The sequence below is a fragment of the Propionivibrio dicarboxylicus genome, assembly GCF_900099695.1.
Classification (GTDB): domain Bacteria; phylum Pseudomonadota; class Gammaproteobacteria; order Burkholderiales; family Rhodocyclaceae; genus Propionivibrio; species Propionivibrio dicarboxylicus.
Window position 1 is genome coordinate 627,728 of record NZ_FNCY01000001.1, and the last position, 14,586, is coordinate 642,313.

General features: G+C 62.8%; 17 protein-coding genes. 14 read left to right on the forward strand and 3 right to left on the reverse strand.

What is annotated here, in order from left to right; all coding sequences use genetic code 11:
- Positions 1-13 precede the first annotated feature (13 nt).
- The 6 genes from BLR25_RS03090 (at position 14) to BLR25_RS03115 (ending at position 5,560) form a co-directional block, all read left to right on the forward strand.
- A complete protein-coding gene (locus tag BLR25_RS03090) occupies positions 14-1,117 on the forward strand; it encodes an NADH:flavin oxidoreductase/NADH oxidase (RefSeq protein ID WP_091933137.1) in 1,104 nt (367 codons plus the stop codon).
- Positions 1,114-1,872 (forward strand): SDR family NAD(P)-dependent oxidoreductase, encoded by a 759-nt coding sequence (locus tag BLR25_RS03095; protein ID WP_245715454.1) that lies wholly within the window; start codon positions 1,114-1,116, stop codon positions 1,870-1,872. Before BLR25_RS03090 ends, BLR25_RS03095 begins: the two co-directional genes overlap by 4 nt.
- Positions 1,873-1,879: 7 nt before the next feature.
- Complete coding sequence (locus BLR25_RS03100) at positions 1,880-2,665, forward strand: class I SAM-dependent methyltransferase (protein ID WP_091933145.1); 786 nt, start codon at positions 1,880-1,882, stop codon at positions 2,663-2,665.
- Positions 2,666-3,134: 469 nt separating this feature from the next.
- Complete coding sequence (locus tag BLR25_RS03105; protein WP_218122602.1) at positions 3,135-3,782, forward strand: RNA polymerase sigma factor; 648 nt, start codon at positions 3,135-3,137, stop codon at positions 3,780-3,782.
- A 453-nt stretch (positions 3,783-4,235) separates the two neighbouring features.
- Positions 4,236-4,490 (forward strand): hypothetical protein, encoded by a 255-nt coding sequence (locus BLR25_RS03110; RefSeq protein ID WP_143009750.1) that lies wholly within the window; start codon positions 4,236-4,238, stop codon positions 4,488-4,490.
- A gap of 725 nt (positions 4,491-5,215) precedes the next feature.
- Positions 5,216-5,560: a hypothetical protein gene (locus BLR25_RS03115; protein WP_091933154.1), complete on the forward strand. Its 345-nt coding sequence runs from the start codon at positions 5,216-5,218 to the stop codon at positions 5,558-5,560.
- A gap of 197 nt (positions 5,561-5,757) precedes the next feature.
- On the opposite strand, the gene BLR25_RS03120 is transcribed toward BLR25_RS03115, so the two are convergent.
- From BLR25_RS03120 to BLR25_RS03130, 3 genes are read right to left on the reverse strand one after another with little or no spacing between them, the layout of a single operon-like run.
- Entirely contained in the window at positions 5,758-5,997 is a 240-nt protein-coding gene (locus tag BLR25_RS03120) for an EscF/YscF/HrpA family type III secretion system needle major subunit (protein WP_091933157.1), read from the reverse strand.
- A complete protein-coding gene (locus tag BLR25_RS03125; protein WP_176785730.1) occupies positions 5,997-6,272 on the reverse strand; it encodes an EscE/YscE/SsaE family type III secretion system needle protein co-chaperone in 276 nt (91 codons plus the stop codon). Before BLR25_RS03125 ends, BLR25_RS03120 begins: the two co-directional genes overlap by 1 nt.
- Positions 6,273-6,296: 24 nt before the next feature.
- Entirely contained in the window at positions 6,297-7,490 is a 1,194-nt protein-coding gene (locus BLR25_RS03130) for a hypothetical protein (protein ID WP_143009751.1), read from the reverse strand.
- A gap of 3 nt (positions 7,491-7,493) precedes the next feature.
- Here BLR25_RS03130 and BLR25_RS03135 point away from each other — a divergent pair, with 3 nt between their 5' ends.
- The 8 genes from BLR25_RS03135 (at position 7,494) to BLR25_RS03170 (ending at position 14,536) form a co-directional block, all read left to right on the forward strand.
- On the forward strand, positions 7,494-7,691 hold the full coding sequence (locus BLR25_RS03135) for a FliM/FliN family flagellar motor switch protein (RefSeq protein WP_218122604.1): 198 nt from the start codon (positions 7,494-7,496) through the stop codon (positions 7,689-7,691).
- Positions 7,688-8,335, forward strand: coding sequence for a type III secretion system export apparatus subunit SctR (gene sctR / locus BLR25_RS03140; RefSeq protein WP_091933171.1), 648 nt, complete (start codon positions 7,688-7,690; stop codon positions 8,333-8,335). The genes BLR25_RS03135 and sctR overlap by 4 nt, the downstream gene beginning before the upstream one ends.
- A gap of 8 nt (positions 8,336-8,343) precedes the next feature.
- A complete protein-coding gene (gene sctS / locus BLR25_RS03145) occupies positions 8,344-8,613 on the forward strand; it encodes a type III secretion system export apparatus subunit SctS (protein ID WP_091933175.1) in 270 nt (89 codons plus the stop codon).
- A 13-nt stretch (positions 8,614-8,626) separates the two neighbouring features.
- Positions 8,627-9,442, forward strand: coding sequence for a type III secretion system export apparatus subunit SctT (gene sctT, locus BLR25_RS03150; RefSeq protein WP_091933178.1), 816 nt, complete (start codon positions 8,627-8,629; stop codon positions 9,440-9,442).
- Positions 9,439-10,500: a type III secretion system export apparatus subunit SctU gene (sctU, locus tag BLR25_RS03155; protein ID WP_091933181.1), complete on the forward strand. Its 1,062-nt coding sequence runs from the start codon at positions 9,439-9,441 to the stop codon at positions 10,498-10,500. The genes sctT and sctU overlap by 4 nt, the downstream gene beginning before the upstream one ends.
- Entirely contained in the window at positions 10,487-10,888 is a 402-nt protein-coding gene (locus BLR25_RS03160) for a type III secretion system chaperone family protein (protein WP_091933184.1), read from the forward strand. The genes sctU and BLR25_RS03160 overlap by 14 nt, the downstream gene beginning before the upstream one ends.
- Positions 10,885-12,636: a type III secretion system outer membrane ring subunit SctC gene (sctC, locus tag BLR25_RS03165; RefSeq protein WP_091933187.1), complete on the forward strand. Its 1,752-nt coding sequence runs from the start codon at positions 10,885-10,887 to the stop codon at positions 12,634-12,636. Before BLR25_RS03160 ends, sctC begins: the two co-directional genes overlap by 4 nt.
- Positions 12,637-12,883: 247 nt before the next feature.
- Complete coding sequence (locus BLR25_RS03170; protein ID WP_091933190.1) at positions 12,884-14,536, forward strand: fatty acid--CoA ligase; 1,653 nt, start codon at positions 12,884-12,886, stop codon at positions 14,534-14,536.
- Positions 14,537-14,586: the final 50 nt, after the last annotated feature.

Consider the following 14,586-nt stretch of genomic DNA (forward strand, 5'->3'; position numbering starts at 1 on the left):
AGGAACCGATGTCATGACACATGTATTGGAAGCGCTCAAGTTGCGCGATGTGGTGCTCCGTCACCGGATCGCGATGCCGGCGATGTGCCAGTATTCGGCGCGCGACGGTATGCCTTCGGACTGGCATCTCGTGCATTACGGCACGCGCGCGGTCGGCGGCTTTGCCCTGATCAATCTCGAGGCGACGGCCGTGGCGCCCGAGGGACGCATCACTCCGTACGATCTCGGGCTCTGGCATGACGGGCAGGTAGCGCCGCTCGCGCGTATCGCCCAGTTGATTCGCGCGCAGGGCGCGGTGGCCGGCGTACAGCTTGCCCATGCCGGACGCAAGGGCGGTATCGCCGCCGGCTGGGAAGCGCAGCGCAGTTTGACGGCGGACGAGGGCGGCTGGACGACGTGTGCACCTTCTGCGCTGGCTTATGGCGAGGGCTATGCGTCACCGACGGCACTGATGGCGGATGAGATTGCGGCGATCGTTGGGCAGTTCGTCGCCGCAGCACGGCGCGCCTGTGCCGCCGGTTTTCAGACGGTCGAAATTCACGCCGCGCATGGATATCTGCTGCACCAGTTTCTCTCGCCGCTCGCCAATCAGCGCAACGACGCCTATGGCGGCAGCTTTGAGAACCGCACGCGCCTGGTTCGCGAGGTCGTCGCGGCGGTTCGCGCCGAGTGGCCGGAGCGTCTGCCGTTGCTGGTGCGGATTTCGGCGACCGACTGGGTCGATGGCGGCTGGTGCGTCGAGGAAAGCGTGGAACTGTGTCGCATCCTCAAGACGCTCGGCGTCGATCTGATCGATGTTTCCTCCGGGGGACTGATTCCGACGGCGACGATGCCGGTCGGTCCCGGTTTTCAGACAGGTTTTGCCGAGCGCATCCGCCGCGAGGCGGGGATTCCGACGGCAACGGTCGGCCTGATTACGACGCCGGCCCAGGCCGATCACATCGTTCGGACCGGACAGGCCGATCTCGTCATGATCGGTCGTGAGGCGCTGCGCAATCCTTATTGGCCGATGCAGGCGGTTCAGGCGCTTGGCGGGATTGGCGAGTGGCCGCGCCAGTATTTGCGTGCAGCGCCCCTCGGTACTGTGTCGCGGCAGTTGATTCAGGAGAAAGCATGATGAATGTGTTGATTACTGGCGCCAGTTCGGGTTTCGGCGAAGCCATGGCGCGCCGTTTCGTCAAGGAAGGTCATCGCGTCATTGCCGCGGCGCGGCGGTGCGACCGACTGCTGGCGCTGCAGGCGGATCTTGGGCCGGCACTTCTGCCGGTGGTACTCGACGTGACAGATAAGGCGTCAATCAAGGCGATGCTGGCCGGTTTACCGGCCGAATGGACACCGGTCGATGTGCTCGTCAACAACGCCGGACTTGCGCTCGGCGTCGCGCCAGCACAGAAGGCACTACTGAGCGATTGGGAAACGATGATCGACACCAATGTCCGCGGCCTGGTGACGCTGACGCATGCGCTGTTGCCCGGCATGGTCGCGCGCGGCCGCGGGACGATCGTCAATATCGGTTCGACCGCGGGCGAAACGCCGTATCCCGGCGGCAATGTGTATGGCGCGACCAAGGCCTTCGTCGAGCAATTCACGCGCAATCTGCGTGCCGATCTCGTCGGGGCCGGCGTGCGCGCGACCAACGTCGCGCCGGGCCTGTGCGGGGGTACCGAATTCTCGCAGGTGCGACTGCACGGCGATGCCGCTGCGGCGGCGAAAGTATACGAAGGCACCACGCCGCTGAGTGCCGATGACATTGCCGAATCCGTGTATTGGGTGGCGTCCCTGCCGCCTCATGTCAATGTCAATCAGCTCGAATTGATGCCGGTCTGCCAGGGCTACGGCCCGTTCAGCCTGGTCCGGCAGCCGGCGGGCTGAGGTGCGCATGAGCGAATCAACCGCCGCGGGCATCACGACGGCGATCCGGGTCGAGGCCCTGGATGCCGGTTGTGACGATGCGGCCGGAGTCCTGGCGCAGCGTTTGGGTTTGCCGCTCGGCGGTGAGGCGGCGTATGCCGTGCAGGTGGGGGGCGACGGCCTCCAGTTCGCCGAGTTGGGGCCGCAGGCATCCGGCCCGATCCGGGTCGATTTTCTTTCCGGCGCGGTCGCTCATCGTCGTCAGTTCGGCGGCGGCAGCGGTCAGATGATCGCCAAGGCGGTAGGTGTCCAGTCCGGTGTGCGGCCGACGGTTCTCGATGCGACGGCCGGACTCGGTCGCGATGCGTTCGTGCTGGCGCAACTGGGGTGTACGATGACCCTGATCGAACGCCAGCCAGTCATCGCAGCCTTGCTCGAAGACGGGTTGGCGCGGGCGCTCGCCGATCCCGATTGTGCTGCCATCATCGGCCGGATGCGCCTGGTCTGCGGTGATGCCATCGCACTGATGCGGGATTGGGAAGGCGATCCGCCGCAGGTGATCTACCTCGATCCGATGTTTCCCCACCGCGACAAGCATGCGCTGGTGAAAAAGGAAATGCGCCTCTTCCGTCCGCTTGCCGGTGATGACGACGACGCGCCGGCTTTGCTCGAAGCCGCACTGGCGCTCGCGTCGCATCGCGTTGTTGTCAAACGTCCGCGCAAGGCGCCGGCGATTTCCGGCATGCTGCCGGGCTATGCACTCGAAGGAAAATCGAGTCGCTTCGACATTTATCCAAAGCGGGCGATGAAGTAGCCGGTTGCGGCGGGCCATGTCTCCCGCGTCACTGGTGCCACAGGACGTCGCACCACTCGACAGGTCCGAGCTCGGAATGCAGCGGTGACGAACGACTGGCGGTCGAGTGGCGGCGTGCGTTGCAAACACAATAGCAATGACTTGTGTGCCGGCGTCTCGCGCTTGCCTGGTCAAGCTCTCATACGCCGGAGAAGTCCGTATGTGGTGGCATTCTACGTGCATAAATAGACGATTATGATACTTACTTCACAGTAATATGCGATTAGTGGCGTTACGATAAGGCGTCTGTTTTGTCTTCGATTTATTGGATATTCTGTATGCAGTAATGGCTGCAGCGTGCCAATCGATGCTGGTATCAGCACTACTGTGTTCGCTCAAAGCCGATGATTTCTTGTGCGGCGAGTCATTCAGTCAGTCCTGAAAATTGCTCGCTAACCATGCAGTAGGTCTTTGCGGCGGTCCTATTACCATGAAAAGAACAGTCATCTCCGCGGCTGGCGACAAATCGCCCAGGCCGGGCTGCAAAGAAAGTGGAGCGATTTCGGATAACTCGTCGAAATGTGCCGCTCTCTCCATGACAGACGTACGGGTGGACGGACCACCCCGCGAGCGCCTGTTCAGACAACTTGTGCAGGACCATCGTCAGCGTCTCCATCGCTTCATTCTCAAGAACATCGGGCATGCCTACGACGCCGAGGATCTCGTGCAGCAGGTGTTCCTGGAAGCGTCTCGCTCGTATGAGACTTATCGCGGCGAATCCGCATTGTCGACCTGGTTGTATGGCATTGCGATGAACCTGACGCGCAATTACCTTTCGCGGGCGCCACAACGCAAATATGATTTCGTCGATAGCGAACTGTTGGAGGATATCGCGGCGGAGAGCGATGATCCCGCCGATTCGATCGCTCGTCGCCGGGCAGTGATTTCCCTCAATCGCGAGTTGTCGGCGTTGCCGCTGGAGATGCGGGAGGTATTGCTGCTGGTGGCGCTGGAAGAAACGTCCTACGAAGAAGCCGCGCTGATGCTGGCGATCCCGGTGGGAACCGTGCGCAGTCGCGTCGCCCGTGCGCGCGCGCGACTGCGAGAACGGCTCGGGGATGTGGGGATCCTCCCCTGATGGTGACGGCGCGTCTTTCGGCGGCGGTCCGGGCTCGGAGGGCCTTCGCAGGCTTCGCCCCTGCATTTCAGCGGAGCAGTTGCCCGCGCATCGCCTGGCGCCGGAAGGCTTGAGCCAAGAGGCATGACCTCCGCGAGTCTCCGGATGCCGGACTGTTGTCAGACGGCATGCCCGGCTTTCCCAAGGCCCGCGATCACGACAACTTGGACGCGGTATTGGAAGGTGACGACGGGCAGCGTGCGCTTGTCACGCATCCTTCCGGTCGCATAATGCAAGAAGAATTTTCGGGAAGCCGCCTGCAGTGGCGCTCCTGCGCGAATGGGCGAGTCAATACCGATAACATCGTGGCGGCGCGCGCTCCGCAGGACCGGCGTCGCGGGCGGTTGCGAGAAGCAGTGCTGCGCGTGGGATCCCGGTAAAGGCTGCGACAAGACACTCGGGATCGCTGGTGGCGTGAAATCGCTGACGAGAGATCGCCACAACATATCTCTCGATCTTCCTGAACGCCGCATGCAGCGCGACGTCGATGATGCGCACATCTCCCGCTGTCGAGAATATGAGTTCGCCATAAACATCGCGCCAGCGGTCTGTGACAGCGTCGCCGGGGCTGTCACCGTCGGTACTGAAGCTGATGATCCCTGGTTGTCGAAAAGGTCGAGCGTCAGCAGCGTCGGATCCTCGGTCAGCGGATCGCCGAGCGGCGTTTGAACGTGGGGACGTCCACCGGCACAAATCAGGCGCAGGACGCGGCGGCGATGGAGGAAAGATGTCGCTAGAACAGGGAGTCTTTCGTTACACGTCGATGCGCCGGTTCGATGAGTCCGGAGCGTTGCAGCAGGCACTGGATGTAGATACCTCCGGGCGCGGCGTGTCCGCGCATACCCGGCGCACATCGGTCGTGGTCTTGACGCGAGATAGCCGAACGTCAGCAATCATGCCGACGCCGGATGTGATGACGGACTGATTGAGATATTCGCGCGGTTTGATGGCGCAGAGGTCCGCAGTGACACGGCGGGATTACGGTCCGCCATTCAATCCGTTGGACGTACCGCCGGCGAGCACGACGGCGGCAATGAACGATTATCGGTGGTGTGGTTCCGGGCGCCTTTTGAAGTGAAAATTTCGGATCGTCCGGACTGTTGTTGTGCTGGCGATGCCAATGAAATTTTTTTCTGTCACCTTGATCGACGTGACGGGGATGGTTGTGCGAGTTCTCCGGAAGCCAAAGGAACCGAATGTGCCGGCGCCGTTACAAACGGCGGATGTTTATTTTGCAAACAGCGGCCTATTGCTATATTTTCTCTGCCAGCAACTCAGTTATTTCTCTCTAATCGCGGTTGTTCCGATCAGATTGTATGGAAACTTTCTCTCACATACGCGCCGCAAGATATGCTTTCGGTATAGAAAAGTTTCGTCGCTTGGCTGCGCTGGGTATGGATGCGTACATCGAACTTCAGGACGCGTCGCTGGTGTTGGTGGCGACCACGCATACTCGTGTCGGGTACGCGGTCGCGCGGCTTGAGTCTTGCGGCGACGCGACGTCAGCATTTGTCGCTGCGATGACCGACGCTTATGGCGTCAGACTCGCGCAGGTGGTAGCCGATGAACTCGATCTCGGGACGGAGGAGGGAAGGCCGCTGTCCTCGCGCACGGTGATGCAGGCATTGTCGATGGCTGAGACGATCCGTGCTGCGCTCCAGGGCGTCAGTTTCGGCGAATCGCTGTCGCAGCGGCCGGATGCGACGCCGAGCGATCACGAGAATCCGGAATCCCGATGACGTAGAGCCTGTTTCGGTAGGGCTCGTGGGCCGCGCCGGCGGCCCTTCGGGTTGCCGATAGGAGCGGTGCCTGCGGCGCTGCTTCACTTGCGCATGGAGCAACCATGCGCCGCGCCTCGCGCCTTGCATCCCTCCGCCCCTATCGACAACGCGGCCCGCGAGCCCTACCGAAACAGGCTCTTATGCATTGTGTCGGCTTAACCGGATTTCTGGATGATGCCTTTCATCGCATCGCTGATGGTCTTGACCAGCGTGCTTTGGATCTCGGTCATGATTGCCCACTTGGAGATATCCTGTTGCAGCAGGAGCAGCTCGGCAGGACTCGCAGTCGCCGAATCAAGCGTCGAGATCTTGGCTTTGAGCGCCGATTCCGCAGTGCCGATGACATTGGCTACGGTGGTGCCGACATAGTCGAAGTTCAGGTTGTTGATTGTCATCAAGATCTCCTGGAAAAATGTGATGCGGCACCTTGCGCTCGCATGGTGTCGTCGGAGATGTCCGGTTGTGGCGGAAGCGACCAATGCGCGATGACCTCGCTTGCCGCCTGAATCGCTTCCTCCGTTTGATGCCAGCGTTCGTAGTCCTCCCGCGGCACGCCTTCGGCAAGACGCACGCGGGCATCTTCGGCAAGTTCGCCCAGTCGCCGGGACAGCGCGGCGCGTAAGGATCCGGCGTCCGCTCGCGCCAGCTGCTCTTCCAATTCGGTCATCATGATTGCCATCCTGGTCACGTACGGTTACCGGGTAAAGGTGATTGGGCTCGGTCCGTCGAGCCGAACCCGTTCAGCGTCGATGCCGACCAGGTGCCAGGCGCCGACATGACCGCCGACCAGTATCTTCTGGCCGTTGTCGAGAACGAGATAAGGCGTTGCGCCGCCGACGACGGTGCTCGGGTGAAATGGCAGCGAGGGATCAACGTGTGCGGCAGGGTGCGACGATACGGGCGACTTGACGGCAAATCTGAGCCAGCGGCCGAACTGGCGATCGGCGTCGGCGAGGGCGTGCGCCAGGGACGCCTGATCGCCCGCAAGCGTCGGTGTTTCAATGACGAACACGCCGTCCCGCCACTGGCCGCGAAGGTCGGTCAGGCCCTTGCTGCGCAACACGTCGAGCAGATGCTCGGCCATCTTGACCCGGCTCATTCTAATGTCATCAATCCGGCGAATCGCCGGAAATTCCGCCGACAGTCTGGCGGGCAGGATCTCCCGCAGATTTTCGCTGGCGACGTGACCGCGGATCCGGAATCTTCCGTTGTCGAGATATTCGCAAACGACCCCGTCTTCCTCGGCGGCAACGGATTGGCAGACTGACTGGACGAATTCGCGTTCGTCGGTCCTGCGCAGTCCGGGGCGTGGATGAAGTCGTGATAGTGCGTCCGCCAGCCGTTCGTATTCGGCTTCATCGATTACCGTTGCGTCGACCCGCAGCTTGCCGTCGGCAAGACGGACGATCTCTGCGCGGTCGTTGATGGCCAGCGTCGCGAGAATTGTCGACATGTCGGCGATTCGACGATCGTCGCGGTCGGATCGGCTGATTTCCGCCACTGTCGCTACCGGTGGAACCGCCTCGGGCTGTGCGAATACCGCAAGACCGCCGATCGCGGCGAGGCCTGCGACGATGCAAGCGGCAATGCGCGAGGAGTGACTTCCGTTTGCGGATACCGGTGTTGCGACAATGCCTTTGGCATTATATCGGGGGGCGGCCTGGCCCGGACGTTGAGTTTTATCTTCAGCGCTGATGACGGCAGATGCGTGGCGGATTCGCCACGGCGCTTCGACGACATCCACCGTGATCAACGCCTTGCCGATCTCCATCCCGGTGCCAAGCGGCAGCGACCCGCCCTGCATCGGTGCGGCCTCGCCATCCTGTGATGGTTCGAGACGCCAGCTGACGCCACTGCACCGTCGCCGATCGACAGCATTCCGGTGCATCTGGTGTTCGATCTCGGTGAGCGCAGCATCACGCTGGGCGAACTGAAAGCCCTGCGGGCCGGGCAGGTGCTCGAACTCGACCGGCCGCTCGGCACGCTTGTCAATGTGCGCGCCAACGGCCGGCTGATCGCTACCGGCGAACTCGTCGACATCGACGGGCGACTGGGCGTGAGCATCGCGACGCTGGCGATGCGGGCATGAGCCAGTTCGATCCGATCACGCTCGCGCTGGTGCTCGGCCTGCTGGCGCTGCTGCCGACGCTGGTCGTCGCGACGACCTCTTTCCTGAAAATCTCGATCGTCATGTCGCTGATCCGCAATGCGCTCGGGGTGCAGCAGATTCCGCCGAACCTCGCGCTGTACGGGATGGCCTTGATCCTGTCGTGCTACGTGATGGCGCCGGTCGGGCAGCGGATCTACGAAACCACTTTGCAGCAGCCGCAGGCGATGAAAAGTGTCGATGGCTTGCTGACGGGGCTGCGCAAGGGCGCCGATCCGTTGCGCGAATTCATGATGCGCAACAGCCGCCCGGAGCAGCACGAATTCTTCGTCGCCTCGGCACGGAAGATGTGGGGGCCGGCACTGGCGGCCGGCGTCAGCGAACGCGATTTCCTCGTCGTGATGCCGGCCTTCCTGGTCAGCGAACTGACAGCGGCATTTCAGATCGGCTTCCTGCTCTATCTGCCGTTCGTCGTCATCGACCTGATCGTCTCGAACATCCTGTTGTCGATGGGGATGATGATGGTGTCGCCGGTCACCATTTCGCTGCCGCTGAAGCTGTTCCTGTTTGTCATGGTCGACGGCTGGTCGCGGCTGATCCACGGGTTGATCCAGACCTACGCCTAGGAGACGCGATGGAATCGGCCGATGTGGTGTCGTACATGATGAAAGCATTGTACCTGGTGTTGGCGCTGTCCCTGCCGCCGATCCTGGTGGCGGCCGTCGTCGGCACGTTGTTTTCGCTGTTCCAGGCGTTGACGCAGATCCAGGAGCAGACGCTGTCGTTTGCGATCAAACTGATCGCAGTGATGGCGACGCTGGCCTTGACGATCCGCTGGATCGGGGGCGAGCTGTTCAATTTCACGCTCGTCGTCTTCGATTTGTTCCCGCATGCCTTGCGTTAGCGGCGAGCTGCCCATGGATGCCAGCGGAATTGTCGAGCAAACCAGGACCTTCCTGATCGCGCTGTTGCTGACGCAGCCGCGCATCCTGGCGCTATTCATCGCCGTGCCGCTCTTCAACCGGCAGCTACTGCCCGGCATGCTGCGTTTCGCGCTGGCCGCCGGTCTGGGCGCACCGGTCGCGCCGGCGCTGATGTCGAGTCTCGCGGCGACCGATCCGGGGGCGTCGCAAGTGCTGATATGCGTCGTCAAGGAGGTCGGTGTCGGCTTCGTGCTCGGTTATCTGATCGCTGTACCGTTCTGGGCCTTCGAAGCGGTGGGCTTCCTGATCGACAACCAGCGCGGCGCGAGCATTTCGGCAACGCTGAATCCGTTGACCGGCAATGATTCGTCGCCGCTCGGCATTCTCTTCAATCAGGCCTTCATCGTCTTCTTCCTGACCGGCGGTGGAGTGACGATGATGCTGCAAGTGCTCTACGACAGCTTCCGCATCTGGGACGTCTTCGCCTGGATGCCGTCGCTGCGATCGGAGTCGATGCCGCTGCTGCTCGACGAATTCACGCGGATCGTTCGCCTCGGCCTGCTGTTCAGCGCACCGGCGATCGTCGCGATGTTTCTTGCCGAAATCGGGCTGGCCCTGATCAGCCGGTTCGTGCCGCAACTCGATGTCTTCTTCCTGGCGATGCCGATCAAGAGCGGGCTGGCGATGCTGGTCTTGCTGGTGTATCTGCCGACGCTGTTTTATTACGCCGGTGAATCGCTTGCCGACGGGCCGGGGATGCTGTCCTTCCTTCGCCAGCAGTGGGAGGGGGCTGCGGGGCGCTGGCCATGAGCGAAAAGACCGAACAGCCGACCGGCAAGAAAATCCGCCAGGCACGGGACGAGGGGCAGGTCGCCAAAAGCAAGGACTTCACGCAGACCGTGCTGATCCTGGCGATGTTCGCCTACTTGCTTGGCTCGGCGGAGCGCATTGTCGAGTCGCTGGGCGAGATGATGTTATTGCCGCTCGGTGCGCTGGCATTGCCGTTCGAGGACGCTGCAAGTGCGGTGCTGAGGCAGCTGGTGAAGGAGGCGCTGTCGCTGCTGCTTCCTTTCCTGCTGATCGTCATCGGACTCGGGCTCTTCGTTGAAATGGCGCAAACCCGCATGCTGTTTGCCTTCAAAGCCTTGAAGCCGTCGGCGAAAAAGCTCAACGCGATCGCCAATCTCAAGAACATTTTCGCGGTCAGGAATTTGATTGAACTGCTCAAGTCCGTGCTGAAGATCGGATGTCTCGCGGCCTTGATCTATTCGTTGTTGCGCGCAGCCATTCCGGAATTGCTGACCCTGCCGCAAGGCGGCATCGCGGGCGTCGGTGTCGGCGTCGCAGCCTTGCTGCGAACGCTGATCGTCAATGTCGCCGTCGTCTATGCGGCCATCGCCGCCGCCGACTTCGTTTTTCAGCGCCGTCAATATACCAAGGGGTTGATGATGGCCAAGGACGAGGTCAAGCAGGAATACAAGGAAATGGAAGGCAGCCCGGAAATCAAACAGCATCGCCGTCGCCTGCATCAGGAGCTTTTGAATCAGGGGGCGGTGGATCGGGCACGCAAGGCGACGGTCCTGGTGACCAACCCGAGCCACCTGGCCATCGCCCTGCATTACGACAAGGATGAAACGCCCTTGCCGATGGTCATCGCCAAGGGCGAGGGGGCGCTGGCGGAGCGGATGATCGAGGCTGCACGCGAGGCCGGCGTTCCCGTCCTGCAGAACATCCCGCTGGCGCATCAGTTGATGCGCGAGGCGGCGATCGAGCACTACATTCCGAGCGCGTTGGTCGAGCCGGTCGCCGAGGTGTTGCGGCTCGTCCGCGACTTTTCCATGCATGAGGGCGACCATGGCGGGACCTAGCACGATGCCTCCGGGGCTAAGGGCTTTTGCCCTGCAACGCGGGATTCCGACGCTGTCCTGGCACGACCGCGGGCATCTGACGCTCGTGGTCGACGGACGCTATCGCTTGCAGTTCCGTCCCGACATCGGCGGTCGTGTGGCGTTCAGCGCGCGGATCGCGGCATTGCCGGCCGGGTTGGGGGATGTCATGGCCGATCGGTGGCTGGCACGCATGACGAATGTCGCGGCCGGACGGCTGCGCGATTCGGCCGCGACGCTCTGCATCGCTGGCGCCTTGTCCCTGCAGCAGTCTCTGGCGGCCGATCTTTCTGCCGACGAGGTCGGCGCAGAGATCGGCGAATTTGTCGATGCGCTGGAATTCTGGATCAGGGAGGCACAGAGGAAATGACGAGAAGACCGACCGGTGCCGGTGTCATGCGAAGCGTCCGGAATGTGTGGCGTGTTTGCCACGGCGTGGCGCTGATGTCCTTGCTGCTGACGCTGGGTACGGTCGCGGCCGGGCCGCCGCCATGGACGGAGGCGCCGTACAGCCACTACGCCAATTCGGCCCGGCTCGACACCGTGCTCAAGGACTTCGCCGGCAGCTTCAGCCTGTCGCTGAAACTCGGTGGCGGGATCGAGGGGGGGGTGAACGGGCGTTTCAACGCCGCGAGTCCGACCGACTTCATCAACAAGCTCGGCAGCGTCTATGGCTTCAACTGGTTCATCCATGCCGGGACCTTGTTCGTCAGCCGGTCGGATGACCAGCGCGTCGCCTACCTGCCGTCGGCCTATAACAGTACCGGCCAGTTGCGCGACGCGCTGGCGAGCCTCGGTATCCTCGACGCGCGCTTCGGGTGGGGGGAATTGCCGGACCAGGGGGTGGCGATGGTGTCCGGGCCGCCGGCTTACGTCGATCTGATCGAACGCACCGTCAAGTCACTGCCATCGGTCGCCGGTGGCCAGCAGGTGGCGGTGTTCCGGCTCAAGCATGCCAGCGTCGATGATCGAAGCATTTTTTTTCGCGACCGGGAAATCGTCACGCCCGGGGTGGCGACGATCCTGCGCAATCTGATCCTCGGCGCCGGCGGCGGTGGGCGGGGCGGCGTCAACAACGAGGCGATGGCCTCGGCGGCGCCGTTGCGCACGGCGTCGCCGCTGGTTGCCGATCCGGCGGCCGCCGCGTCTGCCACCGTTGCCGCGCCGACTGCGTCGCCGATACGGACGCCCGGTGGCGCCCGCGTGCGCATGCCTTCGGTTCAGGCCGACGTGCGCCTGAACAGCCTGATCGTGCAGGACATCCCTGAACGGATGCCGGTGTATGAAACGCTGATCCGGGCGCTCGACGTCCCGACGCCGCTGATCGAGATCCAGGCGATGATCGTGGACGTCAACAGCCAGTACATGAGCGAGTTGGGCATCGACTGGGGGGCGCGCGTCGGGCGTGGCGGCCTGGGGTACAACACACCGACGCCAGCGTCATCGTCGCCGGCGCTGGCGATCAACTGGGCGGCGGCGAAAGATGCGGTCGATGCCTCGACCTTGTCGGTCAGTGCAGGAAATTTCCTGGTGTCGCGCCTGCGTGCGCTCGAGGGCATCGGCGATGCCACCGTGCAGAGTCGCCGTTCGGTGTTGACGCTCGACAATCTTGGTGCCGTCTTCGATCATTCGGAAACTTTCTACATCCGTACCCAGGGCGAGCGCGTCGCGACGGTGACGCCGGTCAGTGCCGGCACGACCTTGCGCGTGACGCCGCGGGTCATCCGGTCCGATGATAGAAGCGTCGTCCAGCTGACGGTCGATGTCGAGGACGGGGCCGTTCAGGACAAGCTGGTCGACCAGTTGCCGACAGTCCTGAATAGCGGCCTCAGCACGCAGGCGCTGGTGAACGAAGGACAGACGCTGATCGTCGGCGGTTACAGCCGGGAGCAGGATGTGCAGAGAACCGACCGGGTGCCGGTGCTCGGCGCGATTCCGGTGCTCGGGCTGCTGTTCTCGCACAAGACCACCGATCGTCAGCAGCGCCAGCGGCTGTTCCTGATCAAGCCGCGGGTCGTCGCCCTCCCGGCCGGCGAGTCGATCGTCATTCCTGACGAAGCGTCGGCGGATGTGCCAGCCTTCGCGATGCCGGAGGCGCAGGAGAAGAAGGCGCCGTAGTTGGACGCGGTGCGTCGCGCGGTTCCGGACGAGGTATTGCGCACGCCGGCGCCCCGTTGCCGCGACGAGGGCGGCGCCGCGCTGTTGTCGTCACCGTGTTGTCGGCGGTGCGGTTAGATCGCTATACTGCTTGCCCGGTGGCGGTAGACCGCCAATTCAGCCGTCCGGGATGCCCGTAGTTAACGAGAATGAATCGTCCCGATCGGTTTTCCGATGTTTTTGTTATCACTCGAATCGTGGAGCGATCATGCCCGTCAAAATCATCCAGTCCGCGCCGTCAGCGTATGCGTATCCGCTGTTGATCAAACATCTGTTGCATACGCCGCTGGCGACGTCGCCGGACCAGGAAATCTGTTACCAGGGGAAACTGCGCTTCACCTACCGGACCTTGCGCGAACGCATCGGCCGTCTGGCCAGCGGCTTGGCCGGGCTCGGTGTCGAGGCCGGGAATACGGTGGCGGTGATGGACTGGGACAGTCACCGCTATCTGGAGTGTTTCTTCGCGGTGCCGATGATGGGTGCCATCCTGCAAACCGTGAACGTGCGCCTCAGCGCCGAACAGATCCTCTACACGCTGAACCATGCCAAGGCCGACGTGCTGCTCGTTAATCGCGAGTTCCTGCCGATCGTCGCGGCGATCGCGCCGCGTCTCGAGCGTCTTCGGCGCTTCGTCCTGATCGACGACGAGGGTGGCCCGGTCGATGTGCCGGTCGTCTTCGCGTCGGAATACGAACAGTTGCTGGCGGCGTCGAGTCCAAACTACGACTTCCCCGATTTCGACGAGAACGCGCAGGCGACGGTGTTCTACACCACCGGCACGACCGGTCTGCCCAAGGGCGTCTATTTCAGTCATCGCCAACTCGTCCTGCATACGCTCGGCGTGGCGACGAACGTCGGGACGGCGTCGGTGCATGGGCGCCTGCACCGCGAAGACGTCTATATGCCGATCACGCCGATGTTCCACGTGCACGCCTGGGGTTTCCCGTACGTGGCGACGCTGCTCGGCGTCAAGCAGGTCTATCCGGGCAAGTACCTGCCCGGCGCACTGTTGCAACTCCTGCGCGACGAGAACGTGACGTTCTCGCACTGCGTGCCCTCGATCCTGCAGATGCTGTTCGCCCATCCGGATTTCGCCAAGACCGATTTGTCGCGCTGGAAAGTGGTGATTGGCGGTTCGGCGATGTCGCAGGCCCTGGCCAGCGCAGCGCTGAAAAAGGGGGTCGACGCCTTTACCGGCTACGGCATGTCGGAGACCTGTCCGGTGCTGACTATCGCCCACCTCACGGCTGCCGATCTCGATGCGCCGGAGGCGGAGCAGGTGAGCTTGCGTTGCAAGACCGGCTTGCCGCTGCCGCTCGTCGATTTGCGTATCGTCACGGCCGAAATGAACGATGTCGCCCACGATGGCAATACCACCGGCGAGGTCGTCGTGCGTTCGCCTTGGCTGACGCAGGGCTATCTCGACGCGTCGCAGCCGTCGCAGGAACTCTGGGCAGGCGGTTACCTGCATACCCAGGATATCGGCAATATCGACGCCCGTGGTTATCTCAAGATCACCGACCGCATCAAGGACGTGATCAAGACCGCGGGTGAGTGGGCGTCGTCGCTGCAACTCGAGGACGTGGTCGGCGCGCACGAGGCCGTCCAGGAAGTGGCGGTGATCGGTCTGCCCGACGAGAAATGGGGCGAGCGTCCGCTGGCGCTGGTCGTGCTCAAGCCGGAATTCGAGGGCAAAGTCAGCGAGCATGCCATCCGCAATGCCTCGGCGGCGCTGATCGAGAAGACCGGCATCTCGCGTCACGGTGTCCTGTTGCAGGTACGCTTCGTCAAGGCGCTGCTCAAGACCAGTGTCGGCAAGATCAACAAGCGCGCCATGCGCGAATCGCTCGACACGCTCTAAGCATTCGTCGTAAGCGTGTCGCCGGGTGGCGGCACGCGTCTGATTTCTGG

Coding starts and splice junctions, on each gene's coding strand:
- BLR25_RS03090 (WP_091933137.1), top strand. CDS start 14: ATGACACATGTATTGGAAGCGCTCAAGTTGCGCGATGTGGTGCTCCGT.
- sctT (WP_091933178.1), top strand. CDS start 8,627: ATGGATGCCAGCGGAATTGTCGAGCAAACCAGGACCTTCCTGATCGCG.
- BLR25_RS03115 (WP_091933154.1), top strand. CDS start 5,216: ATGGATGCGTACATCGAACTTCAGGACGCGTCGCTGGTGTTGGTGGCG.
- sctS (WP_091933175.1), top strand. CDS start 8,344: ATGGAATCGGCCGATGTGGTGTCGTACATGATGAAAGCATTGTACCTG.
- sctU (WP_091933181.1), top strand. CDS start 9,439: ATGAGCGAAAAGACCGAACAGCCGACCGGCAAGAAAATCCGCCAGGCA.
- BLR25_RS03120 (WP_091933157.1), bottom strand. CDS start 5,997: ATGACAATCAACAACCTGAACTTCGACTATGTCGGCACCACCGTAGCC.
- BLR25_RS03095 (WP_245715454.1), top strand. CDS start 1,114: ATGATGAATGTGTTGATTACTGGCGCCAGTTCGGGTTTCGGCGAAGCC.
- BLR25_RS03125 (WP_176785730.1), bottom strand. CDS start 6,272: ATGATGACCGAATTGGAAGAGCAGCTGGCGCGAGCGGACGCCGGATCC.
- BLR25_RS03160 (WP_091933184.1), top strand. CDS start 10,487: ATGGCGGGACCTAGCACGATGCCTCCGGGGCTAAGGGCTTTTGCCCTG.
- sctR (WP_091933171.1), top strand. CDS start 7,688: ATGAGCCAGTTCGATCCGATCACGCTCGCGCTGGTGCTCGGCCTGCTG.
- BLR25_RS03170 (WP_091933190.1), top strand. CDS start 12,884: ATGCCCGTCAAAATCATCCAGTCCGCGCCGTCAGCGTATGCGTATCCG.
- BLR25_RS03100 (WP_091933145.1), top strand. CDS start 1,880: ATGAGCGAATCAACCGCCGCGGGCATCACGACGGCGATCCGGGTCGAG.
- BLR25_RS03130 (WP_143009751.1), bottom strand. CDS start 7,490: ATGCACCGGAATGCTGTCGATCGGCGACGGTGCAGTGGCGTCAGCTGG.
- BLR25_RS03105 (WP_218122602.1), top strand. CDS start 3,135: ATGAAAAGAACAGTCATCTCCGCGGCTGGCGACAAATCGCCCAGGCCG.
- sctC (WP_091933187.1), top strand. CDS start 10,885: ATGACGAGAAGACCGACCGGTGCCGGTGTCATGCGAAGCGTCCGGAAT.